This window comes from Kitasatospora purpeofusca (genome assembly GCF_000718025.1).
GTDB lineage: Bacteria > Actinomycetota > Actinomycetes > Streptomycetales > Streptomycetaceae > Kitasatospora > Kitasatospora purpeofusca.
Genome location: NZ_JODS01000053.1, coordinates 1 through 25,303, shown reverse-complemented (window position 1 = coordinate 25,303; position 25,303 = coordinate 1). Strand labels below are relative to the sequence as shown.

Here is a 25,303-nt window from a genome sequence, read left to right as displayed (position 1 = left end):
CGGGTCCTCGCGGAGGAGAGCGTCAAGAATGGTGTCGCTGATCTGGTCAGCGATCTTGTCGGGGTGTCCCTCGGTCACGGACTCCGAGGTGAACAGGCGACGGGACACAGTACTCCCTGGGGTTGCAGCGGCTGCTGGCTGGACATTGCTCCGGTCGCCGGAAGGACGGCCGGTGTGAGCGTCCGCAGTCCGGTCGCTCCTGGCGGAGCGCTCCTTCAGACGCGAACGACGGTCTTGCTTCTCATCAGGAAGTCACCCAGGTAGCCGTCGTGCGGCAGACCGGGGCGGTGCCAGTGGGTGGCATGGCTCCCGACGTGAAGGTTGCTGATCGCCGGTTCGTCGATCAGGGCCTGGACGAGGTCCTCGTCCTCGGTGACAACGGTCAGGACGAGGGTGTCACGCAGCGGCTCGACGCCGTCCTCACGGCTCCACGGCCCGACCCACACACAGGGAAAGGGGACCTCGGCCGCGAGCTGCGGCGCCTCGGCGGAGTCGACCTGATGGACCGCAGGACGCAACACCGCGCTGCCGTCGCCGAGTTCGTCGACGAAACCGGTGCCGCCGAGCCAGGCGCGGGTGCCCTGGGCCCGGTCGAGCACGAACTTCTCGAGCGCCCGCGCCGACTTGGCGTTCTGCACCGGCAGTACGGCGTTCCGGTCGCCCGGCGGCAGGCTGGGCAGCGCTGCCAGCCGTTCGGCGATCGCGCCCGCGAGCGGGGCGGGATCGCCCTCGACCAGCACGGCGGTGGCGTTGACGCATCCGCTGCCGGCGTGCCGGGTCACCGAGTCGACGATCATGTCGAGGTGGTCCCGCCAGTCGGCGTCGGCCGTCAGGAGGATCTTCGAGCGGCCCGGCTGCAGCGACAGAACCCCTGGGTCGTCAGCGTACTGCCGGATGATCTCGTCCCCGCCGTAGGCCAGATCCGCGTTGCGCACGATGGCGTCGGCCGCCTCGTGTCCGCAGGGCAGCAGGACCACATGGTCGCCGCCGAACCCGGCCTCGCGCAGGGCCAGGACCAGGCGGTGCGCGGTGAACGGTTCGCGGGCGGCGGGGCGAACGGCCACCCGGTAGCCCAGGGCGAGCGCCTCCGGCCAGAACCCGTGCGTTCCCGGATGGTTGCCGGGGACGTGGACGGCGAGAACCTCGCCGCGCCGGGTCCAGACAGCCTGCGAGGTGCGCACCAGCGGGTCGCGCCAGTCGGGTACCGCCCCGGCCGGCCGGGCCGACTGGACGCTCCGGTAGGAGTCCGCGACCCGATCGGCGCAGGTCGCGGTGGCGACCCTGACGACCTCGATCGGCAGGCCCGAGACGCGGCTGACGACCGTCTCGTACTCCTGCACCGTCAGCCCGCCCAGCCGCGCGGTGCGGAACAGTTCCGCGGCGCGGGCCAGCGCACCGGCGCGCTCGGCGGCGGACAGCGGGGTCGCGGCGTGGAGCGCCTTCATGGCCCGGTTGACGTACAGCGCGGGAACCAGGCTCAGTTCGGCCATGACCGCGCCGGTGACGTCCGTGATCGCCTGACGGTTGTGAGCACGGTACGGACCGAGCGGGCCCAACGCGTCCAGCACCGGCGTTTCGGGCTGCCGCGCTTCCGGTGCCGTCGACGGCGGTTGCTCCGCGGCCATCAGTAGACCCCCTCGATCACGGCCTCGTCGTCGAACCGGGCGACCGGGGCGATGCCCGCGGCGGAGTCCCCGACGCGTCCTTCGGGCGCAGCGACCCTGATCGCGGTGTCGCGCTCCAGGTTGTTGGGCAGGAGCAGGGCCTTGCTGACGTGGTGCATCACGACCTGGCCGCGCTCCCCGTGCGCGACCGGTGTGCGGGTCGCGGGGTCCACCACCTGGAAGGTGATGTACGGAGAGAAGGTGTCGAAGACGCACGGCTCACCGATCGGGGTGCCGTGCCGCTGGCCCGCGATGCCGAGGATCATCGTGCTGCCGTAGTGACCGTAGAGGGTCGCCCCGGGGAAGATCTCGGTGCGGTAGAGGGCTTCGGTGTCGGGGTCCATCTGGGTTCCGCCCCACCGGATGGCCTTCACCTTCCGGTTGACCAGGTCGACGAGTTCCTCGCGCTGGGCGATGCGCTCCAGCAGCGGCGGGGTCACCGTCATCACACCGATGTCCTGGGTCCGCAGAATCTCGGCGGCCTGATCGACGACGTGCTCCGCGTAGGCGTCCGCCTGGCTGCCCCTGCCGTCCGCGAGCAGACGCTTGACCCACCTCGGGTCGAGGTCCACCTGGAACGCGTACCGACCATGGGTGCGGGCCGAACGCCGGAAGATCTCGCCGACGATGTGGGGGCCGGACGGGGTGATCCCCAGCCAGTCGACACCGACCGGGAAGCCGTGCCGGTCCAGGTTGGCGTTGCTCCAACCGACAAGCTTCTCCAGCCAGTCGGCCGGGCAGACCACCCGCTTGGGCGCGCCGGTGGTGCCGCCGCTCTCGAAGATCCCGACGATGTCGGGGCGTTCGCCGTAGCCGCGCGGGACCAGTTCGGCCGCGGGCACGTCCCGCAGCTCGTTGGCGACGTTCGGGAACAGGGTCAGGTCGCTGTGGCCCTTCACGTCCGTCAGGGGGTCGAAGTCGAGGGTCTCGGCCCGCTTCAGCCAGAACGGCGATCCGGTCTCCGGGCGGAAGTGCCACTGCATCGCTGCCCGCACCAGCTCGTCGGGGTCCGGGTCCGCGTCGTGCGGCAGGTCCAGGATCGACAGGTCGATCGGCGCCATTCTTCCTCCAATGTCAACCGCCGGTGTGGCGAGCCGGTCGGACCTCCGCATCGGCTCCCCGCCGGCCGTGACCGATGTCCTCATTCGATCACCGACCTCGCCGCCGGAGCCTGAGTAGTCACTACTCAATTCACCTTCGCGGCCGGACATTTCCTTGAGTACGACTCCCGGCCCGACGGCCGCCGGCCCATAGAATGGCACCATGAAGGCAATGATCGCGTGGTGGGACCTCACCGGGTCGCAGCAGACTGCGGGAACACTCCGGGATTTCATTCGGGAGGAGTCGGAACACTGGACGGGGATTCCCGGGCTGCTCCTGAAGATATGGCTCTCCGATCCGTCCACCGGCCGCTGGGGCGCGCTCCTGCTGTGGGAGTCGCAGGAGGCGGCCCGAGCTGCGACGTTGCCCCGGAGTCCGGCCGAGCTCATCGGTCATTCGGTTGACTTCCGAGCATGGTTCGACGTCGAGGCGACCGCCGAAGGGGTGCACTCCCTGCATTCCCTCGAAGGTTTCGGACCAGCCCTGGAGGGGCTCGTACTCAGTGGCTCCGAGGATTTCTCCAAGAAATGACGGCAGGCCGAAGCGGCGCCCGGGGAACCCGGGCGCCGCACTGTCCTGAAACCATTTTTCCGCCGATTCTCCGGTCAGTCCGCAGGTTCGATATTCCGATTGCAGCGGAACATGTTGACCGGGTCGTACGCAGCCTTCAGCCCCGCCAGTCTGCGATGATCGGCCGGCTCCCAGAAGTCCGAGGCCGGCGCCGCCGGCGCACCGTCCGCGCAGCCCCCGTACACCAGACTCTGGAACCGGCCCCCGACCGAGTCGGCGGCGAGCGCCCCCAGGACCTCGTCCCCGGCGCGGCGCGCCTCGTCCGCCGACGCGCCGATCAGTGGCATCAGCACCCGCAGGAGGTACCGCGCCGAACGGTGCCCCACCGCGTTGGGCACCTCGGGCGACCGGCCGAGAGCCCCGCCGAGGTGGCGGACGTCCAGCACGCACGGGACGGCCGCGCCCGGCCCCACCAGATCGGTGGCCTTGGCGGCCTGCTGGGGACCGAAGGCGCGCAACAGGATGTTGTCCCCCAGATAGGCGTGCGGTTGCGGCGGGTCGTTGTAGATCGCGCCGCACTCCGTGTACGGCATCTCCGCGACGGTGTCGGACACCAGGGGCCCGAGCGCGCGCAGCGGGGCTACCAGCCGCGCGCCCGTACGGGAGTCCCCCGTGTACGCGATGCGCACGTGCGCCGCGAACCGGCCGCGCAGCACGGAGGGGAAGAAGGGCAGATCGGGATAGCTGAGCAGCGACACCGAGGAGGTCAACCCGTCCGGGAGTTCCTCGGTCCAGCGCAAGTAGTCGGCGAGCACCCCCGGTGTACGGGCGAGGTCGAACACCAACTCCCCGCCGTACAGCCGGCTGACCGGTACCAGTTCGATCTCCATGCCGGTGACCACGCCGAAGTTCGCGCCGGCCCCGCGCAGGGCCCAGAACAGCTCAGGATCACTGTCCGCCGTGACCCGCCGCGGCCGGCCGTCGGCGGTCACGATGTCAATCGACCGGACCCGGTCCGCCGCATAGCCGAACTCCCGCGCCAGCAAGCCGAGTCCGCCACCCAGGACATAGCCGACCGCGCCGACGCCGGGGGCCGAGCCGTTGAGCGGGGCCAGGCCGTACCGGGCAGCCGCGTCGACGACCGCGTCGAACCGCACGCCGGCGCCGATCCGGGCGGTACGAGCCTGGGCGTCGACCGTCACCTCCGACAGTTCGGCGGTGCTGATCAGGACGCCCCCGTCGGTGGCGACCGACAGGCCGTGCCCGGTCGCTTGGACCGCCACCGGCAGTCCCCGCCCGGCGGCGTACCGGACGGCGGCCGCCACGTCCTCGGCCCCGGCCGCCCGGACCAGCACCGAGGGCCGGTGCCGGTAGGCGGTCTGGAATCCCGAACACCGGGCGGCGAACTCCCGGTCGCCCGGCACCAGCACCTCGCCCCGCACCCGGCTGCGCAGGGCCTCGACCGCGGCAACGTCGTTCATCCGTGGTGTTCCTTTCTGATCTGACACGTTCCCGCAGGTTCGGACCACCGGCTCACAGCAGCACCGGCTCCAGTTCCCCGGAGACCACGCGCAGGCGCAGCGCCTTGCGGTCGACCTTCCCGTTGTCGTTCAGCGGGAAGACGTCCAGCAGGTGGTAGGTCAACGGGATCATGTACGGGGGAAGGGTCCGGCGCAGTTCCTCGTCCACGTCGTGCACGTCGAGGCCGGCACCGGCCAGGACGCCCGTGAGCACCGTCACGCCCTCCTCCTCACCCGGGACGGCGAGCACGACGGCCTGCTCGACCCGCTCCTGCCGGAGCAGGTGCGCCTCCACCTCACCCGTCTCGATGCGGTGACCCAGGATCTTGACCTGGGTATCCAGCCGGCCCACGTAGCCGTACTCGCCGCTGTCCGTCCGTCGCACCAGGTCGCCGGTGCGGTACCAGCGACGATCGGGGCCGGACGAGGGGGAACCGGTGCGAAAGGCCTCCGCAGTCTGCTCCGGTGCGTCGAGGTAACCTTCGAAGACCTGGCGCCCGGAGACGCAGAGCTCGCCGGTGTCGCCGTCCGGCACCGGGCTGCCGTCCTCGTCGAGCACGGCAGCGGCCATCCCCGGGTAGGGCGAACCGATCGGGACAACGCCGTTGACAACGCTGGCCGGCGAGGTCTCCGGATCCCACCGGTGCACCAGGCATGCGATGGTCGCCTCCGTCGGCCCGTACAGGTTCTCCAGCACGGATCCGGACGCGGCCTCCTGCCAGACCTGGGCAGTCGCCGCGGGCAACGCCTCGCCGCAGAACAGGCTCCAGCGCAGCGACGGCAGGCTGTCCGGCACCAACACGCCCTTGCGGTGCTGCAACACCGCCACCGAGGGCACCGAGAACCAGACCGTGATGCCGTTGTCGCGGACGAAGTCCAACGGCTTCATCAGGTCGAAGGCGTCCATGGGGACGAGGCAGCCACCGCTTCCCCAGCTCATGAACAGGTCGAAGACCGACAGGTCGAAGGTCTGGTCGAAGGTGTTGGTGAACCGGTCGTCCGCCGCGAAGCCGTACCGTTCGGTGTTGGCGGCCAGGAAGGAGGCCGCGTTGGCGTGCGAGATCTGCACTCCCTTGGGCCGACCCGTGGTGCCGGAGGTGAAGAGCAGGTACGCACCGTCCTCGGGAGCGACCTCCACCGGTTCCGCCAGCGGGACGCAGGTCTCCACATCGGCCCGGGTCAGGACCCGGGCGCCCACCGGGAAGCCCGCGGGCACCTCGTCGGTGTCCGGAAGCACCACCGCCGGCGCACCGGCCAGGCCGTCGAGGAGCGCGCCGAGTTGCTTGACCGAGCCGGCGTCCGCCAGCACGACCTCGATCCCGGCACGCTCCAGGAGCTCACGATTGCGGGCCGCGGGGTACTTCTTGTTCAGGGGCACCACAGTCGCCCCCGCGTACAGGCCGGCCAGGAAGCCCGCGTAGGTGACGACACTGCGGTGGCCGAGGACGGCCACCCGCTTCGGGCGCGGCGTGTGCCGCGCGAGCGCCGCCGCCCAGCGGCGGGCGATGCCGTCCAGATCCCGATAGGTCCAGGTCCGCCCGCGCAGGGACAGCGCCGTGTTCTCCGGGACGTGCCGGACCGACGCCCGGAATCCGGAGTGGAGGAGGGGGCCAGCTGACTGCATGGTGTACTCGCGTTCCGCTTGGATGGGTTCGACGGGTGCTGCCGGGCCGACGCACCGGGACTCGGCGGGAAGGACCGGATCAGGGCTGGAGACGGCTGACCCGCCAGCCGTCGCCATCACGGTCGTACCGCAGCCGCTCGTGCAGCCGGTCGGTACCGTTGGCCCAGAACTCCAGCCCGTCGAAGCGGAGTTCGTATCCGGCGAAGCCCTCGGGCCGGGGCAGTGGCTGCCCCGCCCCCAGCTCCAGGGCCCGGCGGCGCAGGGCCCCGACCTCGTCGAGGCCGCCCAGCCGCTCGCTCTGCCGCGAGGCCGTGCTCATGGCGTGGGTGAACACGGGGCGGGCGTGCCACAGGGCCTCGGCCGCCGCGTCGGACAGCTTCACGACGGGCCCGTCGACGACGATCTGCTGGCTGGTCTCGCGCCAGTAGAGCAGACCCGACGCCCACGGGTTCGCCGCGAGGTCGCGCCCCTTACGGCTGCCGGCGTGCGTGATGAACACGAACCCGGTGTCGGTCACCTGGTTGATCACCACGATCCGGGTCGAGGGTCGACCGGCCCCGTCGGCGGTGGCCAGCGTCAGGGCGCGCGGCTCGCGAACCCCGTTGCGCACCGCGTCGGCGAGCCACGCTCGCAACAGGCCGACCGGCTCGGCGGGCGGCTGCCCGTACTCCGAGAACGACACCTCGACGGTCCCGGTCATGCTTTCCGATCGCGTGCCGCTCATCTGCCTCTCCGGGGTGCCGACTGCGAGGGGACCTGCTGTCCGGGGCGTCACAGGCGCAGCGTCCCTTCGAGGGCGATGACTCCGTCGCCGCCGACCTCGACCCGGGTGACCCGGTCGCCGTCACCCTCCGCGAGTGCGTGCATGGGCGAGGGCCGGCCCATCTCCACGCCCTGTGTGATGACGATGCGCCGCCCGTACTCGATCAGACCGTGCCGGGCCAGGTGGATCGCGATGGGACCGGCCGCCGACCCGGTGGCCGCGTCCTCGACGACCCCGTACGCGGGCGAGAACATCCGGCTGCGCCACTGCGTGCCGAACCCGGCGAAGCAGTTGGCTGCCATGTCCTCGAACGCACCGAGCGCCCGGTGGTCGGGGCGCAGCGCGGACAGTTCCTCGACGCTGCCGAGACCGATCAGGACGTGGCGCGGTCCGTTGCGGTAGATCTCCACCGGCAGGGCGGGGGCCCGCACCCCGAGCGCCGCCAGCAGCTCCTCACACCGGTCGAAGGGTTCCCACTCCGGCACCGGCTGCTGCATCCAGGCCGACGTCACCACGCCGTCGGTACGGACCAGTTCGAACGGGATGAGCCCCTTGGCTGTCTCCAGCTTGAGCTGGTCCAGCGGGCCTCGGTTGCCGATCGCGATGGCGGTGCCGAGCAGCGGGTGCCCGGCGAAGGGCAGTTCGTTCACCGGGGTGAAGATCCTGACGCGCGCGTCGCCGCCCTCCCGGGGCGCGAGCACGAAGGTGGTCTCCGAGAGGTTCATCTCACGGGCGATGGCCTGCATCCGGGCACCGGACAGGTCGTCCGCCCCGAAGTAGACCGCGACCGGATTGCCCTTCAGTACCTCGGTCGCGAAGGCATCGACAACCACGTAGGGGTGCATCGGGATCTCCTGCCGTTCTCTCGTCATATCTTGAACACTTCCTGAAGGGCCCCGGCGAGGATGCGGGGGCCGTTCTCCGTGAGCACGGACTCGGCGTGGAACTGCATGCTCATGAAGTGCGGACCCCGCAGGCCGTAGACCTCCCCGGTCTCCCGGTTCCGGCTCACCTCGACCGCGCCGACGCGCTCCGCCTCCCACTTGTCCTCGTCGCTCACAGCAGCGAACGCGTTGTAGAAGCCCACCCGTTCGACCGCGCCGAAGTAGTCGATCTCCTTCTGCAGGCCCTGGTTGGGAGCGGGCAGCCGGGAGACACTGAGACCGAGCGCGAGGCTGAGCACCTGGTGACTCAGACAGACTGCGACGAACGGCCGACGCTGGTCGAGCAGCCTGCGCACGGCGTCGTGGAGGTGGCCGATCCGCGGGTGGGACACGTCACCGGGATCGCCCGGGCCCGGACCCATCACGACGAGGTCGTGGTCGTCGAACGCGTACTCCTCGTCGAACCGCCGCACCGTGACCTGCGGCCCCAGGGCACGCAACTGTCCGGCGATCATCGAAGTGAAGGTGTCCTCGGCGTCCACGACCAGGACCCGGCGGCCGGCGAGCCCGGCGTGCACCTCCGGCCAGTGCTCGGCGCCGCGCAGCCAGAACCCGGCGATCGAGTCGTTGCGGCGCTCCAGGGCCGCCCGGACCTCGGGGTGCTGCGCGAAGCCCGGAGCCCTGCCCGCCTCCAGCGCGCTCACCAGACCGGCCGCCTTGGCCCGGGTCTCGGCGGCCTCGCGGGCAGGATCGGAGTGGCGCACCAGGGTGGAGCCGACGCCGATGTCGACCCGGCCGGACGCGTCGATGTCCGCGGTGCGGATGAGGATCGCGGAGTCCATCGCCCGGTCGCCGTGCGCGTCCCGTCCGACCAGGGCCGCCACACCGCTGTAGTAGCCGCGCCCGCCGGGCTCGTACTGATCGATGACCCGGCAGGCGCTCTCCAGCGGCGAGCCCGTCACGGTGGGGGCGAACATGGTCTCGCGCAGGATGTCCCGCACGTCGAGTGCAGTGCGGCCCTCGATGAAGTACTCGGTGTGCGCGAGCCGCGCCATCTCCTTGAGGTACGGGCCCCTGACCCTGCTGCCCCCCTCGCAGATCCTGGTCATCATCTTGAGTTCCTCGTCGACGACCATGTACAGCTCGTCGACCTCCTTGCGGTCGGCGAGGAACTCCATCACCCCGGGCAGGGTCGGGCCGGTCGGCGGATAGCGGTACGTACCGCTGATCGGGTTCATCACGGCGGTGCCGGCCTCCAGGCTGACGTGCCGTTCGGGCGAGGCGCCGACGAGCGTGCGCTCCCCCGTGTGGATCAGGAACGTCCAGTACGCACCGACCTCGCGCTGCACGAGGCGGGAGAAGAACGACAGGGCGCTGTCCGGCCGGTAGTCGGTGATGGTCGCGACGAACGACCGCTTGACGACAAAGTTCGCCCCCTCGCCCGCGCCGATCACATCGTCGACGACGCTCCGGACGATCTCCTGGTAACTCTCGTCGTCCACGTCGAAGCGGGCGCCGGCCAACTCGGTCGGTACCTGGGGGAGTCGCCTCAGCGCGTCGGCCAGGGAGATCCGCTCCTGCCCGGTCACGCGCAGGGCGACCAAGGGCGCCCCGTCGTCGGTCGCCCGGAAGCCACGTTCCGTGATCTGCCGGTACGGCACAAGTGCGAGGACCTCGTGGTGCGCGCCGCAGGGCCGGTCCGGGGCGTCCTGCAGTGAGATGTCCGCGAGCGTCGCGGGCGTCGTGACCTCGCCCACCATGACGTCGAGGACTCCCGTCCCGCCGGCCTCCGGCCGGTACAGCAGGGCGAACGCCCCACCGCCGCCGGACAGGACCCGGCCGAGCAGGTCGGCACCCGCCCCGGTCACGCGAAGACCTCCTTCGCCGTGAGCACCATCGCGCAGCGCCCGGCGGCGTAGTCGAGTGCCATGCGGTGGGAACTCTCGTCGAAGTCGGCGACGGCGTCGGCCACGAGGAAGGGCTGGATGTCGTGGGTGAAGGCCTCGACCGCCGTCGTCAGGACGCCCACGTGGGCGTATACGCCGCAGATGACCAGCTGATCGCGGCCGGACGCGCGCATCCGGTCCAGGAGGGGCGAGTTGTGGAAGGCGCTGTAGCGCCACTTCGTCAGCTTCCAGTCCCCCTCCTGGGGGGCCAGTGCGTCGACGACCGCGCGGTCCGCGGGGTCCCTGCGCATCCCGGGACCCCAGAAGTCGGCCAGCAGCCCGCGCTCCTGCTCGGTCATGCTGCCGGGTTGGGTCGTGTACGCCACCGGGACGCCGAGGCCAGCGGCAGCGTCGCGCAGCGCAGCCGCGTTGCTCACCAACGGCTCGCGCACGCTGTCCGGGAAGGGCGCAAGGAAGAAGTGCTGCATGTCGTGGACCAGCAGCACGGCACGGTCGGGATCGGGCGTCCACTGGGCGGTGTTGGCGGGCAGCTCACCCGCAGTCGGCAACGCATAGGGCTCGATGGGGGGAATTCCGGCCATTCCTGCCTTCAACTCTTCCAGTCTTCCGGGCCCCGGCTCCGGGCGAGCGGGGGTACGACGTGTCGGGGTCAGACCTTCCAGGCGGACACGACGGCGACGGCCTGCCCCGGGTTGAGCCGCGGGTCGCAGAACGTCGTGTACTTGTTGCCGACGTGGTCCAGGTCGGCCTGGCAAGAGACGCACTCGGTGACGTCGTCGGGCGTGGTCTCCAGGTGCAGGCCGCCACAAACGCCACCGGCTCCGGTGACGGCCTCCTGGAAGCCCCGGATCTCGTTCGACACCGTCTCGACGTGGCGGGTCTTGTTGCCGTCCGGCGCCGCGACGGTGTTGCCGTGCATAGGGTCGGTCAACCAAATGACGGGGTGCCCGGCCCCACGCACGGCCTCGACCAGCCGCGGCAGCCGCTCCAGGACCAGGTCGGCGCCCATCCGGGAGATGAGCGTCAGCCGTCCTGGCGTGCGTCCGGGGTCGAGCCGCCGACAGAGGGCCAGCAGCTCCGCGGGGGTCATCGTGGGACCCACCTTGCAGGACACCGGGTTGCTCACCGCGGCGAGCAACGCGACGTGCGCACCCTCCAGCTGCCGGGTGCGCTCGCCGATCCAGGGCCAGTGGGTCGAGCCGAGGAACAGCGCACCGTCCTCGTCCCGGCGCAGCATCGGGATCTCGTAGTCGAGCAGCAGCGCCTCGTGGCTGGTCCACACCGGCGGTCCGAGGGGGTCGCGAAGCGGCGCGTCCTGTTGCCAGCCCAGGTGCCGCGCGATCCCGCCCGCCGCGGCGTGGCAGGCGAGCATGCGCAGCGGATCGGGCCGCCGGGCCTCCGGGTCCGGCTCGGGACCGTTCACCATGTGGCCCCGGAAGGTGGGCAGCGGACTGCCGGCCACCGACTCGGTCGGACTGGAACGGGGCTTGGCGAACTGCCCCGCGATCCGACCGACCCTGATGACGGGCTTGTGGGCGTTCATCCGTAACGTCCCGGCGAGCACGTCCAGGAGGGCCGCCTTGCGGGAGACGTCCATGGCCGTACTCTCGCCCGGGTCCTCGGCGCAGTCCCCGGCCTGGACGACCACGGCCTCGCCGGCCGCGACCCGCGCGAGGCCGGCCCGCAGCACCGCCAGGTCACGGGCACGGACGAGCGCCGGCCCGGCCGCCAGAGCGTCCCGCACCTGCTCGACCTTCCCCCGGTCCGGCCAGTCCGGCTGTTGCAGCGCCGTGCGAGCGTGGATGTCACGAAGGACTTCGTCCACGGGGTCCTCCTGTACGGCTGGGCGGCGGCCAGTCACGTGGGGATGCCGGCGCGCTTGATCTGCGGGACGGGAATGCCCAGGGAGCGCAGCTGCTCGAAGGGGTTCATGAACTCCCGCTGCAGTGTGATCCGGCCGTTCTCCAGCTCGAACGAGTGCAGGAAGTGGTTCTCGTACCAGCCTTCGGGGTAGTCCGCGAAGAGGATCCTGCCGCGGCCGTCGCACTCCACCCAGAAGCGGCTCGGGTCCTGGGTCTCGAAGATCCGGACGTTGTACCACTCCCAGTCCGGGAAGGTCTTCAAGGACCACACCGCGTGCTCGCCGAGCCGGTCGCGGCCACGGATCGCGATCGGGGCACCGGTGTCGGTCGTCCAGAGGCCACCGACACCGTCCTCGGTGAAGAGCAGGTGGCGCTGCAGCCGGGCCTCCCCGAGGGCGGCCATGTAAGTCTCCACCGTCGCCCGGTTGATCCTACGCAGCTCTGCCTCGTCGGTGAATGTATCGTTCTGAGCGGATTCGGACATGAATGAACTCCAATCGTGCACTGACTGGGCGAGCATCATCGATCCTGCCCGGGCGGCCCGGGCACACTCAAGAAGCAGACGGTCAAATGGCATTCAGGCTTCGTGCAAATTCCTCAAACGGTTACCTGAATCTGTCAGAGAAGTGTCAACTCCGGTATGGCACAATGATGTTGACGCACCGGCCCGGCGGGTCGCAGCGAACCTTCGGCACGGCGGGCCCGAACAGAAGAATGCCCGGCCGGGTCGACCCGGCCGGGCATTCACGAGCTGAGGTATTCAGGCGCATCCGAGCTGGAATCCGACACCGCGGACATTCCGGATCCAGTCACTGCTGCCGAGCTTTCCCCTGAGGCTGCTGATATGCGTGTCAATGGTGCGTTTGGACCAGACGTCGCCCCAGACGGTCTGCATGATCGTCTTGCGGGAGATGACGGTCTCGGGCTGGGCCGCCAACAGATGGAGGAGGTCGAACTCCTTACGAGTGACATCGACCCGACGGCCGTGCAGACTCACCTGACGCGTCGCCGTGTCGATGCACAGCGGCCCGCGCACGATCACCGGCGACTGGGCGGCCGACATCCGGACGCGCCGCATGACGGCCTCCATACGCGCCAACAGCTCCTGGAAGCCGTAGGGCTTGACCACATAGTCATCGGCGCCGGCCTGCAGGCCCAGGACCCGGTCGAGCTCCGTGCCCCGGGCCGTCACGGCGATGACCGCCGTGTCCCCCTCCGCACGGATCTGCCGACAGACCTCCAGACCATCGAGGTCGGGAAGTTCGAGATCGAGCAGGACCAGGTCGGCATCCCCGTAGGCGCCGAGGGCCTGAATGCCTCCACCGACCCGCTCCACGTGGTGCCCGTACCGCTGCAGTCCCCTCGTCAGGGACTCGGCGTCCTCGTCGTCGTTCTCCACCACCAGGACGCGCCAGACGTTCGGCGCGCTGCGCGCGGGCGGTCGCGGAACCTCCCCGCCGGGCCTCCCCGTCCGCCCCGACGGGGCCACCACCGACAGATGGCGATCGGCCGAGTCAGAACGGACGAGCACAGTCTCCCCCTCCAACCGGCGGCACCGCGTCCCGCGCACCCTCGGTGACGCGACCGCGGGACGGGCCCTCCGGGCCCCGTCCAGGAGCGCGGAAACCGCCTCTGCCCAACCCTTCGAATGCCATGTCCCCACTCCCCCGTAAGGCGAACCGGAATACGAAAAGCCCCACCCCTGGCGAACCGGCGGACCTGGAATTCCGGGCACTGCCTCCTTCGCCGCCCCGCCCCCTCGGGCCGGTGCGAAACGACGCCGACCGGGCGGGTCGTAATGTCGATACCGCGCCATCCTACACAGCAACAGCTGACGGTTGATCAGATAGTTCGGCTGCCGCTTAAGCGTCAGTAAAGCCCGTGGTAATCGGCGGGCTCGCCGTTCCCCGCGACCACGATCCGCAGGACGGAGCCGCCCCCGGCGACCCCGCCGCGGCCGACGGCCGATCCGAGCGGCACTCCGAGCCTGCGATCCGCCGTCTGCGTAGGGAGCCGGCCACCGGGACCGATCTGAGTAGTCGGTACTCAAGCGCCGAACCCAGCTCCGTGGTGCGCTTGGGGCGACCGAAGAAGCACCATTCCACGCCGCATCCGATCGATGGGCGTCGAAAGGGGATCGCGATGAAGTTCGACGACGTCTACCTGTCGGGCCTCGGCACCTTCGTGCCGGACCTGGTGACGACGGAACAGGCCGTGCAGTCCGGCTGGTACGACTCGGACGTCCGGGAGGCCTCGGGCCTGGAGTCGGTCGCGATCTCGGACTCGCTGTCGGCGCCCGAGATGGCCGTGCTGGCGGCCAAGGAAGCGATCCGGCGTTCGGGCATCGCGGCCGAGGAGTTCGGCGCGCTGTTCCACAGTTCCGCCTACCACCAGGGCCCCGACGGCTGGTCCCCGGCGCACTACATCCTCACCAACACCCTCAACACGCCGATCACCGCGATGGAGATCAAGCAGGGCTGCCAGGGTCTGCTCTCCTCCCTCGCCATCTCCGCGCACCGCCTCGCCTGCGACTCCCGCAAGTCCGCGATCCTCCTCACCGCCGCGGACAACTACTCCACTCCGCTGGTCGACCGCTGGACCACCTCACGGCTCTCCATCTTCGGCGACGGCGCCGCGTCGGCGGTCGTCTCCCGCACCGGGGGCATCGCCAAGCTGCTCTCCATCGGGACCCGCTCCGCGCCCGCGATGGAGGCACTGCACCGCGGCAACGAGCCGATCTTCCCGCCGGCCGTGACCGTCGGGAAGGGACTGGACTACGAGGCCCGGGTCAAGTTCTGGATGGAGGAGTGGGCCAAGGGCAACACCCCGCCCATGGAGCACCCGGGCGAGGTCCTGCAGAGCGCCCTGGACGAGGCACTCGAGGACGCGGGCATCGCCGCCTCCGACATCAAGCGGGTCTGCCACCCGAGTGCCACCCTCGACGCGCTGCGCGACCAGTTCCTCGACCCGATCGGGTTCTCCCTCGACAGCGGGATCTGGGAGCACACCAGGAAGGTCGGCCACATCAGCGCCGCGGACGTCTTCATCGGCCTGGAACACCTGTGGAGCACCCGCCAGGTGGGCCCGGGCGACAAGGTGATGCTCTTCACCGGCAGCCCCGGCTTCGAGGCCGGCGTGGCCATCCTGGAGATCGTCGCCGAACCCGCCGAGTGACCCACGCCATCAGACCGGAAGGACGACCCCGAACATCATGACTGACAGCAGCAACCAGAACAGCGCCGCCGCCCCGCTCGCCGGCGAGGCCCTGCGGGTGACGTTGGCCGAACTGATCGGCGTGAGTCCCTCCGAGGTCGAGGACGACGCCAACCTCGTCCAGCTGGGCCTCGGTTCCCTGGAGATGATGCGGCTGGTCACCAAATGGCGCCGCGCGGGCCTCGCAGTGTCGTTCGGAGAGCTGACCGACACCCCGACCTTCGCCGCCTGGAACGAGCGGATCACCCGGGAGCTGGCCGAGGCCACCGCCTGAACCCGGCGGCGGACGAACCGGGCGGGCAGGGGCGGTGCTGTCCCCGCCCGCCCGGGCGGCTCAGGCGCTCCGCCTGAGCCGCCCGGGTACCGTGCCCAGAGCGGGAGCGAGCTCCGTCCGCGCGGTCACACCGAGCTTCCCGTAGGCCCGGTAGAGGTGGTTCTCGACCGTACGAACGGAGAGGACCAGGCGCTCGGCGATCTCCTGGTTGGACAACCGGGAGACCGCGAGCGCCACAACCTCCCGCTCCCGGGTCGTCAGGTCGGTCCGGACACCGGGATCCTGGCGATCGACCGGCACCGCCCACACCGGCGGCTCGGCGCCGCACCGGGACACCAGCTCGGCACACGTGGCCTGCGCGGCCCGGGCCCGCCGACGGTCGCCTGACGCCCGGTGTGCCCGCGCGGCCTGAGCGGCGGCCTCCGCCGCCAGCGGCAGTGACCCCAGCTCCTCGAACCGCCGACAGACCTTGTCCAGGGTCGCGCCGTCGCCCTCCGCCAGGGCTCGGACGTATCGCAGAACGACGTCGTCCGCCGCCCGGCTCTGGAGCGCCGGCGCCTGCCGGACCGCCACCGCCCGGCTCGCGGCGCCGGCCCGGGCCGCAAGGAGCAGCGCGGAACGCGCCTGGGCGAAACGACCGGCGGCCAGCGCACGCGCGGCGACCCCGAGCGCCCGGTCGGCCGCGGCCTCACGGTCGCCGGAGCACGCCGCCACCAGCGCGGCCTCCAGTTCCACGGCATCCGCCAGCAACGGGTACGAACACTCCGCCTGCTGCGCGTCCCTGGCCTCCTCCAGCAGCGACGACGCCTCCAGCGAGTCCCCCGACTCGGCCACCGCACCAGCCAGCCGGGCCAGTCGCAAGGAGCGCGAAGTGAGCCAATCGGCGGTCCCGCGATACGCGGCGACCTGCCGCAGCGACTCCACTGCCGCCGCCGTCCGGCCCGTCGCACGCAGTACCGCGGACTCCAGGAGGCCCGCGTACATCCCCGTGCGCGGGCCACCGTCCGCGGCCAGCTCCCGCAGTTCCGCGAGCACCGCCGCCGCCGCGTCCGGCCCCCTGGTCAGGGTGGTGATCCAGCCGGTCACGTAGAGGTGCTCGGCGCCCGCCGCCTCGTCCCGGCCGGCCAGCGTCGGCCGGGCCGCGGCCAGTACCGCGAGCGCGCCCTCGTCGTCACCCGCCTCGTGGCGGAGCAGGGCCAGCAGGGGCTCCGCCCCCACCGCCGTCCCGGCCAACTGCCGTGCTTCCTCGGTCCGGTCCTTGAGTAGCCGCACCACAGCCCGGACACCGTTGTCGGTACCGGCGACCGCTTCCGCCTCGGCCAGCCGCCCCAGGCCGAAGCCCATGTTGAGGGCACGCGGGCGCCGGACCGCCGCGGTGGGCGGCGCCTGGGCGAAGACGGCCTCGGCCTCGACGTGACGGCCCTGGCCGGCCAGGGCCCGGCCGAGCGTCACTGCCACCCCGGTGCCGGTCGACGTACCCGCCCCGGCCGCCAGCGCGGCGCGACCGAGCTGTTCCGCGAGCCGCAGGTCCTCGGCCCGCAGCGCTCCGACGGCGGCCCGGGCGAGCCCTTCCGGCCCGGGCAACGCACCCGCCCCCAGGCCCAGCCGGGCGACGCGGACGGCGTCGTCGGGCCGGCGGGCCCCGGTGCCGCCGATCGCGTCGGCGACCGCCTGCCGCAAGCGACGCGCGGTCAGCTCGGGGAGGGTCGCCGCGACCACGGCGGCGCAAAAGGGGTGGGCGAGGCGGAGGAAGAGCCGGAGCCCGGAGCGCTCGGCGACCAGGACCCCGCGGCGGTTCAACGACTCCGCCGCCTCCCCCAGCGCATCGACCACCGGCAGTCCGGCCTCGAGCGGCCCGGCCAGTGCGAGCATGCGCACCAGCTCGCGCTCAGCGTCGTCCAGGTCCCCGAGGAACAGGTCGGCCAGATCGACCAGCCGGCCGTCGGGCACGGGCGGCAGCCCGGACCACTGCCACCGGCCCCGCACCCGGCGCAGGGCACCCTGGGCCAGGGCCTGCTCCGCCAGTTCGCGGAGGATCAGCGCGTTGCCCCGGGCGAGGTCCCAGAACCGTTCCGCGGAGTCGACGGCCACCGGGCCGCCCAGACGGGCGGCCAGCATCCGAACGGCGCCTGACCGGTCGAGGGCCCCGACGGCGAGCCTTCGGACCCTCTTGCCGATCAGCAGGCGCCGCAACCCGTTGGGTAGCGACGAACCGGCCTGGGCCGTGGCCAGGAGCAGTGCCTGACCGCTGTCCACCATCCGACCGACCAGGCCCAGCGTCAACGGGTCGACGAGGCAAACGTCGTCGAGGGCGATCGTGAGCCGGCGGCCCGCTGTCGGCGGCCGCGCCTCCCCGCGCAGGTGGTCCCGCACCGCCGCGCCGCGAACCACCCGGGCCCCACGGCGCTCGGCCCGCTCCAGCGCGGCATCCAGGAGCGTGCTCTTCCCCACCCCCGGCTCGCCGATCAGGAGTGCACCGACCCCGGCGGAAGCCCACTCCTCGATCTCCGCGAGTTCCGCCTCCCTCGCGGTAACGGGCCAGTCACCCTCGACCACTGCTGCCACTTCTCCCCCATGCAGACCGCGGACGTCGTGCTGAATTCCCGACGGAACCGCCGCGATCGCGGACGAATTCCGACCGGTCCGATCTCAAGCCTTCGGAGCGTCGGCCCGCATGTAGACGATCGGCACCGGGACGGTGATGATCCCGTTCTCGTCACGCAGCGCGTCCAGACGACGGGAGACCTCGGCCACGACCTCGCGGCGCTCGCTCTCCTCGATGCGCTCCCACATTCCGCGCATTCCGGTGGTGTACGTGAATTCGACCCACTGCTCACCCGAGGTCACGGTGACGGGCAGTTCCTCCTCAACGACCTCGACATCGACGAAGCCGGCCTCCAAGAGGGTCTTCTCGATCGACTCGGCACTGACGAGCCAGTTCGCACCGGCGTTGGCGAACTGGGAGTCGTACGCGCCGCTCTGCTTCAGCGACTGCAGCATGTACGGCATCAGCAGCTCGTTGACGGCGTCCGGGAACAGCGCCCACTTGCCGCGAACGGTGGAGAAGAAGGACGGCGCCGCCGTGGCGAACCGACCACCCGCCCGCAGCAGCTCCAGGTAGGGACGCACGTCGTCGGCACTCTTGACCCAGATGAAGAGGCTGCAGCTACCGATCACCGCGTCGAACCGGCCCGGCTCCAGCTCCGGCTTCTGCCCGTTCATGACCCGCAGCTCGATCTGCTTCAGACCGAGCTCGTCCGCGTCCTCCCGGGCGTACTTGACCATCTCCTCGGAGATGTCGACGCCAACGACCTCACCCTGCTCACCGACCGCGACGGCCGCCGGGAAGAGCGCCGCCCCGCGCCCGGAACCGATGTCGAGGACGGACGCCCCGGCCGTGATTCCGGAGAACTCGACAAGTCGGCGCCCAATGGGCCGAAAGAATTCCACGCCGCTCTGGTCATATGCCTTCGCGGCCTTGTTGAAGAGGTTGTACATCTCTTCGGTGTTCTCCACAGTCGCCATGCAAGTCTCCCGAATCAGAGGGGTCACCACTTCGGCCGCCCACCGTATCTGTCGGGTCATACCAACACGGTTCCCGCCACCCGTCCAATACAAAGCCGCACTTCGGTTCATCAAGAATCGTTATGCGGCGCCACGCCAGCAGCAGCCGACCGGGCACCGCTCCGTACCGGGGCCGGGCGGTGGTCGAGCCGTTTGCCGTGTGCGGCGGGATTCCGGGGGCGCTGCGGTGCCGCGAGGTGGGCCCGGGTCGCCGTGGTGGACCTGTTGGGTGCGGGTCCGGGCTGGCCGGGTCGTTGGACGGGTCAGCAGTTGGTGATGGTCCCGCCGGTGGCGTTGCAGGTGTTGGTGCCGCCGCTGTTGGTGAGGGTCCCGCCACCTTCCTGCTCAACGAGTGCGCCCGGCCATGCCAGGCAGCCGTCCTCGACGAAGTGGGACTGATCCGCGGACTCGACTTCGTGGCGGCCCGCCCCAGGTACGCACCGCGGGCCAAAGCACAGCAGTTCTACATGGACCGCCACCACGACATGTTCCGTGACGGCCTCTCGGATCTCGCCGTCCGAGCGAACACCGCCACCTGCGGCAAGGTCGTCGCACGCCTCGCGGCCATGTTCGACCACATCTACATCGACGAGATCCAGGACCTTGTCGGCCACGACCTCGAACTACTGGACCTGCTGTTCCGGTCGCCGATCGGCATCACCCTGGTGGGCGATCCCCGGCAATTTACCTATGCGACCAACAACTCGGCCAGGAACAAGGCGTACAAGGGCGGCGGCATAGAACAGGCCTTCACCCACGACGGCCCTCAGGGCGTCTCGAACGTCGTCGAAGACCTGCTGCGGCGCTCCCCCGTCCCCGAAGGCTGCCGCACCGCGGCCAACGCCATCTACGTCCCGGAAGCCCAACAACTCCTCATCGAGGTCGACCTCCCGAACCACGAGATCATTCCCCCCGTCGCCTCCTACCGCTACATCGCCCAACGCTCCGAGGTCGTCCCCCAGCCACTCAAGCAGGCAGAAGTACACGACGCCTACGCCCGCCTGGTGGCCCGCCTTGCCCTGCGGGCCCTGGACGAGGCGTTCTCAGTCACGCCGGCCGCCTTCGTGGAGAGCATCATCCTCAACGGCCGCGTCAACGCCACCGACCGCGCCACCGGCCAGGCGCTCCGAGCCTGCGTCGTCAGCCTCGTCGCCCTACGCAAGGACTTCGCCGAACTCGTCCTGGACGAACCGAGACTCGACCCCCAACAGTGCCTCCACCGACTCGGCGCCACCGTCTCCAAACACCCCCACGACCTGGAACCGGTCACACCCGTCGTCGAAGCGGACCTGTCCCACTACCGCATCATCACCGAAACCGCCGTAGTAGCCACCCTCGACAGCCGGCCCGACCTGCTCCAGATGAACCCCTACGACTTCGAACGCCTGGTCCGCGAACTCTTCGAAGCCATGGGCTACAAGACCTGGCGCACCCAGGGCTCCCGCGACGACGGCGTGGACGCCGTCGCGACCCTCACCGACCCGACCGGATCCACCATCTTCGCCATCCAGGCCAAACGCTCCAAGAACGTGGTCCCGGTCAACACCGTCCGCGCCATGTCGGGCGTCATGCACGACAAGGACGCCGGCTACGGCATCGTCGTCACCACCTCGTGGTACGGCAAGGACAGCCACGACTTCGCCCACCGCAACGGGCGCATCCGCCTCATCGACGGCCGCAACCTCAAAGCCCTGCTCATCAAGCACCTGAACATCGACGCCCTGATCGGGCTGCCCAAGGTCCCTCCGGGCTGGCAGGCCGGCGACCTCGTGTGAAGTCGAACGCGGACCTCCCCGGGGTCGAGATGCTCAAGGTGCACGGTCTGGTTCCCTGCCGTCCTATTTTGTAGGCGGCGCTGGCGAGATCACACGCCCCGAGGTTGCGAGCCATTCCCGATTCTTCGGGAAGCACATCTGAATAGGCAGTCACTGAGCAGGGGGTTGGCCCCCGTGCCAGCCTTCGGCGGCGAACCACACGTTTACGGCGAGGGCGGTGTACAAAGCTGCCTGCCAGCCGTTTCGGTGCTCTGCAGTCCATTCTTCTGCCCGCTTGGCCAGGTAGTCCTGCGCTGCCCGGGGTTCGATCCCTTGGTGGCTGCGGCTTTCGACCCGGATGAGGCCGGCCGCCTGGGATGCATACAGGGTGGCAAGCTTGAGTTCGGCGAAGTGATGGCGCGCGGGCCGCGAGGATCAGGGGCATCGCTGGTGGGGGAAGCGCGTGGAACGTGACGACGACGGGCGCACTGGTCCGGCGTCCACCTCATGGACCGCGAGCTCGACGTCCGCTGGCCCCTCGCCGCCATCGACAACGGAAGGATCCACCTTCGCGAGCCCAGGACCGAGGCCGGCCGCGCCTGGATCCGCCTCTCCCCCGGAGAACGGGAATTTCGGGGCCACGCCGCCCGACAGCCTATTATCGCTTCCTGGGCCTGCGGACCTGATCCCCGGCTCACCAGGTACGGAGAGGCGTCACCCGGCCTGCTGCCGATGCGTACCCGAGGAAACACGTGAGCACCGTACAATCGATCCCCGTCCCGCAGGTCCTTCATGAGGCCGGCCGCCGACGGACCTTCGCTGTGATCAGCCATCCGGACGCGGGCAAGTCCACCCTCACCGAGGCGCTGGCGCTGCACGCGCGGGCGATCACTTCTGCCGGTGCGGTGCACGCCAAGGGTGACCGACGCGGCGTGACCAGCGACTGGATGGAGCTGGAACGCGAGCGCGGTATCTCGGTGACCTCGGCCGCATTGCAGTTCGGCTATCGCGGCCACGTGATGAACCTGGTCGACACCCCCGGCCACGCCGACTTCTCCGAGGACACCTACCGGGTGCTGGCCGCCGTCGACTGCGCGATCATGCTGGTCGACGCGGCCAAGGGCCTGGAGGAGCAGACCCGCAAGCTCTTCGCGGTCTGCCGCCATCGCGGCGTCCCCGTGATCACCTTCATCAACAAGTGGGACCGGCGCGGCCAGAACGCGCTCACCCTGCTCGAGGACATCGAGACGCACCTCGGGATCACCCCCGTCCCGGTCGTCTGGCCGGTGGGCAGCGCGGGCGACCTGCGCGGCCTGGTCGAAGCGGGGAACACCGAGCAGATGCTGCGCTACACCAAGGTGCCGGCCGGTACGCACGCCGCCCTCGAGGAGCAGCTCACCTCCGAGAAGGCCGCCGAGCAGGAGGGCGAAGCCTGGACGACCGCGCTGGAGGAGCTGGAGCTGGTGCTCTCGTCCGGCCCCGGCTACGACCAGGAGGCCTTCGAGGCCGGCAGGATCAGCCCGGTCTTCTTCGGCGCCGCGCTGACCAACATCGGTGTGAAGCTCCTGCTGGACGCCGTGGTCGACCTCGCTCCGGCTCCCGGGCCCCGCCGGCTGGCCAAGGGCGGCAGCCGCGAGGTCGGCGAGGAGTTCTCCGGCCTGGTGTTCAAGATCCAGGCGAACATGGACCCGGCCCATCGCGACCGGATCGCCTTCGTCCGAGTCTGCTCCGGCGTCTTCGAGCGCGGCATGCACGTCACCCGGGCGGCCAGCGGCCGCTCGTTCGCAACCAAGTACGCCCACACCGTCTTCGGAGCCGAGCGCACCGTGGTCGACACCGCGTACCCCGGCGATGTGGTCGGCCTGATCAACGCGAGCGCGCTGCGGGTCGGCGACACCCTCTTCACCGGCAGGAAGACCGAATTTCCCCCGCTGCCCGCCTTCGCCCCCGAGTACTTCGCGGTGGCACGGCCCAAGGACATCAGCCGGTCCAAGCAGTTCCGCAAGGGCGTCTCCCAACTCGACGAGGAAGGCGTGATCCAGGTACTGGTGTCCGACCGGCGTGGCGACCAGGCGCCGGTCATGGCTGCGGTCGGCCCGATGCAGTTCGATGTGATCCTGCACCGGATGGAGCACGAGTTCTCGTCCCCGATCGCCCTCGACCAGCTCTCCTACCGCTTGGCCCGGATCACTGACGCCGACGGCGCCGCTGCCCTGGCCAAAGCCCGCCTGATCAGCGGCGAGGTGCTCACCCGCCGCTCGGACGGCGCGCTGCTGGCCCTGTTCGCCGACAAGTGGCAGCTGAACGCCTTCCAGCGCGCCCACCCCGACATCCTGCTCCAGCCGCTGATCGCCACGGCGGACTGATCGCCGACCTCTCGGCCCGGCGGCCGCCGTCGACGAGCTGCTGCGCGGCCTGCTCGGGCAGTCGGCCGAGCGGCAGCAGTCGATCGGCGAGCCGGGCCGCGCGCTCACCACGGCAACCGAAGGCCGACCGCCACCCGCCACCCCGGCCGGGCCACCCGACGCCGGCCGGACCGAGGGCGTCGGGCGGCGCCAGGGCCGCCCCGCGTTGCTCGAGGCCGCCGGACGCCACCACCAGGCTCACCTGCTCGCCGCCGTCGTCGGGCTCGGCGGTGAGCCGGAGCTCCCGGCCACCCGCAACGGGCGCTTCAGGGGCGCGGTCGTCCCGGAGGGCTACGCGGTCAGCGCCGGCGGCCGCCGATGCGGCGGTCGTCGGCCAACGCGGTCAGCGGGCCGTACTCGCAGGCAAGCTCGTTCCACGTCAGCACCTCGCCACAGCGGGCCGGGAACTCCTTCGGGTCGAACTCGGGCATGGTCCAGGTGCCGGTTCCCCGGTCCCGCAGCCACAGGTCCCCGTCACCGTCGACCACAGTCGGCGGGGCCGGTACGGGCTCGGCCTGCTCGGTGGGCTCCCAGGTGACCCGGCCCGGGTGGGAAACGCGGCGCAGCTCGGTGGTGGCCAGCCGCGCGGCCAAGTCACGGGTGGACTCCTCGGCCTCCTTGACCGACGCGAGTCGGAACGCGTCGTCAAGCACGGGCAGGGCTGGATTCTTGCTGCGCTTTGAACTCATACGCTGACTTACCTCCGGTGGGGGGCATCACATCCGTTGTGGCACCCCGTAGAGGAACACGGTATCCGAGGCGGGAGCCAGACCGGCCACGCCCTTTCAAGCTCGGTGCGCAGCAGGTCGGCGGCGGCCTCACCAAGATCTCCCCCGTTCCCGCAGGACCGTGTGGTGGCGAGACCCCGACTGCGGCCACGAGTGGCAGGACACCCCGGAGCAGCGGGACAAGGAACACCGCCTGCGCTGCCCCGGATGCCGCACGATCCTCGACTCGCTCGCCTTCCACTTCCCCGCCTTCTGATCCGGCGGCGGGGCGGGCCGGCGCGGGCCTATCGGGACCCCGGTGGGCGGTCGCCGTGCTGCCGGTCGGTATCGAGGGCGTCGCGCAGGGCGGGCAGGTCCGCGATGGCGGCCTGCTCGGCGAAGCGGGCCAGCAACCGGCGCAGAACCCGCTCGTCGCGGTCGCGGACGGCTTCGGCGATGGCCGCCGCCAGCGACGCCTGGGTATGGGGGTCGGGGGTGCGCACCTGCCGCGCGGCCTGCGGCCCTTCCACCGCTCGCCTCCTGTCTGCTCGTGATCCGGGGCCGCAGGGGGCGCGGCGCTCCTTGCCCTGGTGCGGCTGCGGCGACCGGCCGCCCGGCCCCCTGCGGGGCGAAGAATACCTCCCCGACCAGCACCGAAAAATCTGTGCCCGCTGGAGTAGACATTGCCGCCCACCGTGGTTAGTGTTTCTCTCGTAGACAGCGGTCGAGCGGTACCCGCCAGACACGAACTGGCGGGCAGCAGTACGGAAGTGCGCAGATCGGCACGGTTGCAGGGTTCTGAAGCCAGGGTTGGTGCAGTAAGGCGACGGGACCGGTGGCCGGGCCGGGCGGCCCGCAGGTATCAGGGGCCGCTACCCAGCGGTACCGCAGTTCAGCAAGGGCAGTACGCAGTACCCAGCAGTTGAGCAGGACGCAGGACACGCCGGGCAGGTGGGCGTGGAGAAGGCGGCGCGGTAGCGGAGCCCCGGAGCCACAGCAGGTGCAGGACGGTGACGGGATTGGCGACCGGGCCAGGTGGCCCGCAGGCATCAGGGGCTGCCACCGAGCGGTACCGCAGTTCATCACGTGCATTACTCGTAGGTGAAGTCGAGTTCGGCAGTACCGGCAGTCGCAGTACGCGGTGTCCCGGTGAAGGCGCCCAGGCTGCGGGCGCGCGCACCGGGAGTCCGGCAGCGGGATTCCAGGTCGAGCAGGACGGGCGACGGGGCTGGCTGCCGGAGTCGGCGGGACCGCAAGGGACCGCCAGGGCAGTTAGTTGGCACTGCCACGCAGTTCGCAGTACCGCAGTACCCGTGTGAGCAGTACCGAGAAGGTCGCATTACCAGCGCAGTTCGCAGTAACCGGCCAGTACAGAGGATGAACGGAGGGACAGCGCGCCATCAGGATCGCCCGGCCCGTGAGGAACCAGCCCGGGCGGACTCCGTAGACCCCACGCAAGGACGGTGGTTTCCGGTCACGCATACGCGATCCCCGCACTCCCCCTCCCCCGGGGCCGTGCGGACAGAAGAAACCCGGCCACAGAGCCGGTAG

The 25,303-nt window shown here is 70.7% G+C and carries 21 protein-coding genes and 1 pseudogene; 6 read left to right on the top strand and 16 right to left on the bottom strand.

The window, feature by feature from the left end:
- The 3 genes from IF01_RS46480 to IF01_RS0139600 all read right to left on the bottom strand — a co-directional run.
- Nucleotides 1-108 (bottom strand): S-adenosylmethionine synthetase N-terminal domain-containing protein (locus IF01_RS46480; protein WP_157855346.1); only part of this gene is annotated, 108 nt, incomplete at its 3' end.
- 107 nt (nt 109-215) lie between these two features.
- The gene (locus tag IF01_RS0139605) at nt 216-1,625 is read right to left on the bottom strand and encodes an aldehyde dehydrogenase family protein (RefSeq protein WP_051757153.1); all 1,410 of its coding nucleotides are present in this window, start codon (nt 1,623-1,625) and stop codon (nt 216-218) included.
- Nucleotides 1,625-2,725 carry a phenylacetate--CoA ligase family protein gene (locus tag IF01_RS0139600; protein WP_030398495.1) on the bottom strand — a complete coding sequence of 367 codons (1,101 nt, stop codon included), beginning with the start codon at nt 2,723-2,725 and terminating at the stop codon, nt 1,625-1,627. Before IF01_RS0139600 ends, IF01_RS0139605 begins: the two co-directional genes overlap by 1 nt.
- A gap of 202 nt (nt 2,726-2,927) precedes the next feature.
- Here IF01_RS0139600 and IF01_RS0139595 point away from each other — a divergent pair, with 202 nt between their 5' ends.
- Nucleotides 2,928-3,296, top strand: a complete 369-nt coding sequence (locus tag IF01_RS0139595) for a hypothetical protein (RefSeq protein WP_051757151.1) — start codon at nt 2,928-2,930, stop codon at nt 3,294-3,296.
- Nucleotides 3,297-3,370: 74 nt separating this feature from the next.
- On the opposite strand, the gene IF01_RS0139590 is transcribed toward IF01_RS0139595, so the two are convergent.
- From IF01_RS0139590 to IF01_RS47970, 9 genes are all read right to left on the bottom strand, one after another.
- Nucleotides 3,371-4,756 carry an FAD-binding oxidoreductase gene (locus IF01_RS0139590; protein ID WP_030398493.1) on the bottom strand — a complete coding sequence of 462 codons (1,386 nt, stop codon included), beginning with the start codon at nt 4,754-4,756 and terminating at the stop codon, nt 3,371-3,373.
- 52 nt (nt 4,757-4,808) lie between these two features.
- A complete protein-coding gene (locus IF01_RS0139585) occupies nt 4,809-6,419 on the bottom strand; it encodes an amino acid adenylation domain-containing protein (protein ID WP_051757149.1) in 1,611 nt (536 codons plus the stop codon).
- A gap of 79 nt (nt 6,420-6,498) precedes the next feature.
- Nucleotides 6,499-7,143 (bottom strand): phenazine biosynthesis FMN-dependent oxidase PhzG, encoded by a 645-nt coding sequence (gene phzG / locus IF01_RS0139580; RefSeq protein ID WP_030398491.1) that lies wholly within the window; start codon nt 7,141-7,143, stop codon nt 6,499-6,501.
- Nucleotides 7,144-7,190: 47 nt separating this feature from the next.
- Entirely contained in the window at nt 7,191-8,054 is an 864-nt protein-coding gene (locus tag IF01_RS0139575; protein WP_279617297.1) for a PhzF family protein, read from the bottom strand.
- Complete coding sequence (locus tag IF01_RS0139570) at nt 8,051-9,934, bottom strand: anthranilate synthase family protein (protein WP_030398489.1); 1,884 nt, start codon at nt 9,932-9,934, stop codon at nt 8,051-8,053. The genes IF01_RS0139575 and IF01_RS0139570 overlap by 4 nt, the downstream gene beginning before the upstream one ends.
- Complete coding sequence (locus tag IF01_RS0139565; RefSeq protein WP_030398488.1) at nt 9,931-10,554, bottom strand: isochorismatase family protein; 624 nt, start codon at nt 10,552-10,554, stop codon at nt 9,931-9,933. The genes IF01_RS0139570 and IF01_RS0139565 overlap by 4 nt, the downstream gene beginning before the upstream one ends.
- 68 nt (nt 10,555-10,622) lie before the next feature.
- The gene (locus IF01_RS0139560) at nt 10,623-11,798 is read right to left on the bottom strand and encodes a 3-deoxy-7-phosphoheptulonate synthase (RefSeq protein ID WP_030398487.1); all 1,176 of its coding nucleotides are present in this window, start codon (nt 11,796-11,798) and stop codon (nt 10,623-10,625) included.
- Between the two features lie 32 nt (nt 11,799-11,830).
- A complete protein-coding gene (locus IF01_RS0139555; RefSeq protein ID WP_030398486.1) occupies nt 11,831-12,319 on the bottom strand; it encodes a PhzA/PhzB family protein in 489 nt (162 codons plus the stop codon).
- A 276-nt stretch (nt 12,320-12,595) separates the two neighbouring features.
- The gene (locus IF01_RS47970; protein ID WP_341845529.1) at nt 12,596-13,237 is read right to left on the bottom strand and encodes a response regulator transcription factor; all 642 of its coding nucleotides are present in this window, start codon (nt 13,235-13,237) and stop codon (nt 12,596-12,598) included.
- Between the two features lie 740 nt (nt 13,238-13,977).
- Between IF01_RS47970 and IF01_RS0139540 the strand changes: the two genes are divergently transcribed.
- Complete coding sequence (locus tag IF01_RS0139540; protein ID WP_030398484.1) at nt 13,978-15,009, top strand: ketoacyl-ACP synthase III family protein; 1,032 nt, start codon at nt 13,978-13,980, stop codon at nt 15,007-15,009.
- Nucleotides 15,010-15,046: 37 nt separating this feature from the next.
- On the top strand, nt 15,047-15,322 hold the full coding sequence (locus IF01_RS0139535) for a phosphopantetheine-binding protein (RefSeq protein WP_030398483.1): 276 nt from the start codon (nt 15,047-15,049) through the stop codon (nt 15,320-15,322).
- 60 nt (nt 15,323-15,382) lie between these two features.
- On the opposite strand, the gene IF01_RS0139530 is transcribed toward IF01_RS0139535, so the two are convergent.
- Together IF01_RS0139530 and IF01_RS44795 are read right to left on the bottom strand one after the other, a co-directional pair.
- Nucleotides 15,383-17,887 carry a helix-turn-helix transcriptional regulator gene (locus tag IF01_RS0139530; protein ID WP_157855488.1) on the bottom strand — a complete coding sequence of 835 codons (2,505 nt, stop codon included), beginning with the start codon at nt 17,885-17,887 and terminating at the stop codon, nt 15,383-15,385.
- Between the two features lie 84 nt (nt 17,888-17,971).
- A complete protein-coding gene (locus IF01_RS44795; RefSeq protein ID WP_157855487.1) occupies nt 17,972-18,907 on the bottom strand; it encodes a class I SAM-dependent methyltransferase in 936 nt (311 codons plus the stop codon).
- Between the two features lie 368 nt (nt 18,908-19,275).
- Here IF01_RS44795 and IF01_RS0139520 point away from each other — a divergent pair, with 368 nt between their 5' ends.
- The gene (locus IF01_RS0139520) at nt 19,276-20,661 is read left to right on the top strand and encodes a restriction endonuclease (RefSeq protein ID WP_167349805.1); all 1,386 of its coding nucleotides are present in this window, start codon (nt 19,276-19,278) and stop codon (nt 20,659-20,661) included.
- Nucleotides 20,662-21,392: 731 nt separating this feature from the next.
- The gene (locus IF01_RS0139515; protein ID WP_051740839.1) at nt 21,393-23,006 is read left to right on the top strand and encodes a peptide chain release factor 3; all 1,614 of its coding nucleotides are present in this window, start codon (nt 21,393-21,395) and stop codon (nt 23,004-23,006) included.
- Between the two features lie 338 nt (nt 23,007-23,344).
- Here the strand turns inward: IF01_RS0139515 and IF01_RS0139510 are convergent, their stop codons facing one another.
- Nucleotides 23,345-23,734: a hypothetical protein gene (locus IF01_RS0139510; protein ID WP_030398478.1), complete on the bottom strand. Its 390-nt coding sequence runs from the start codon at nt 23,732-23,734 to the stop codon at nt 23,345-23,347.
- 133 nt (nt 23,735-23,867) lie between these two features.
- Between IF01_RS0139510 and IF01_RS46470 the strand changes: the two are divergent.
- Nucleotides 23,868-24,029 (top strand): annotated as a pseudogene (locus IF01_RS46470) (zinc-ribbon domain-containing protein); the annotation flags it as partial.
- A gap of 28 nt (nt 24,030-24,057) precedes the next feature.
- On the opposite strand, the gene IF01_RS0139500 reads toward IF01_RS46470, so the two are convergent.
- Complete coding sequence (locus IF01_RS0139500) at nt 24,058-24,282, bottom strand: hypothetical protein (RefSeq protein WP_030398477.1); 225 nt, start codon at nt 24,280-24,282, stop codon at nt 24,058-24,060.
- Nucleotides 24,283-25,303 lie beyond the last annotated feature (1,021 nt).

Excerpts from the sequence above, each read along its gene's own strand:
- IF01_RS0139605 (WP_051757153.1), bottom strand. The coding sequence starts at position 1,625 with ATGGCCGCGGAGCAACCGCCGTCGACGGCACCGGAAGCGCGGCAGCCC.
- IF01_RS0139600 (WP_030398495.1), bottom strand. The coding sequence starts at position 2,725 with ATGGCGCCGATCGACCTGTCGATCCTGGACCTGCCGCACGACGCGGAC.
- IF01_RS0139595 (WP_051757151.1), top strand. The coding sequence starts at position 2,928 with ATGAAGGCAATGATCGCGTGGTGGGACCTCACCGGGTCGCAGCAGACT.
- IF01_RS0139590 (WP_030398493.1), bottom strand. The coding sequence starts at position 4,756 with ATGAACGACGTTGCCGCGGTCGAGGCCCTGCGCAGCCGGGTGCGGGGC.
- IF01_RS0139585 (WP_051757149.1), bottom strand. The coding sequence starts at position 6,419 with ATGCAGTCAGCTGGCCCCCTCCTCCACTCCGGATTCCGGGCGTCGGTC.
- phzG (WP_030398491.1), bottom strand. The coding sequence starts at position 7,143 with ATGAGCGGCACGCGATCGGAAAGCATGACCGGGACCGTCGAGGTGTCG.
- IF01_RS0139575 (WP_279617297.1), bottom strand. The coding sequence starts at position 8,054 with ATGACGAGAGAACGGCAGGAGATCCCGATGCACCCCTACGTGGTTGTC.
- IF01_RS0139565 (WP_030398488.1), bottom strand. The coding sequence starts at position 10,554 with ATGGCCGGAATTCCCCCCATCGAGCCCTATGCGTTGCCGACTGCGGGT.
- IF01_RS0139555 (WP_030398486.1), bottom strand. The coding sequence starts at position 12,319 with ATGTCCGAATCCGCTCAGAACGATACATTCACCGACGAGGCAGAGCTG.
- IF01_RS0139540 (WP_030398484.1), top strand. The coding sequence starts at position 13,978 with ATGAAGTTCGACGACGTCTACCTGTCGGGCCTCGGCACCTTCGTGCCG.
- IF01_RS0139535 (WP_030398483.1), top strand. The coding sequence starts at position 15,047 with ATGACTGACAGCAGCAACCAGAACAGCGCCGCCGCCCCGCTCGCCGGC.
- IF01_RS44795 (WP_157855487.1), bottom strand. The coding sequence starts at position 18,907 with ATGACCCGACAGATACGGTGGGCGGCCGAAGTGGTGACCCCTCTGATT.
- IF01_RS0139510 (WP_030398478.1), bottom strand. The coding sequence starts at position 23,734 with ATGAGTTCAAAGCGCAGCAAGAATCCAGCCCTGCCCGTGCTTGACGAC.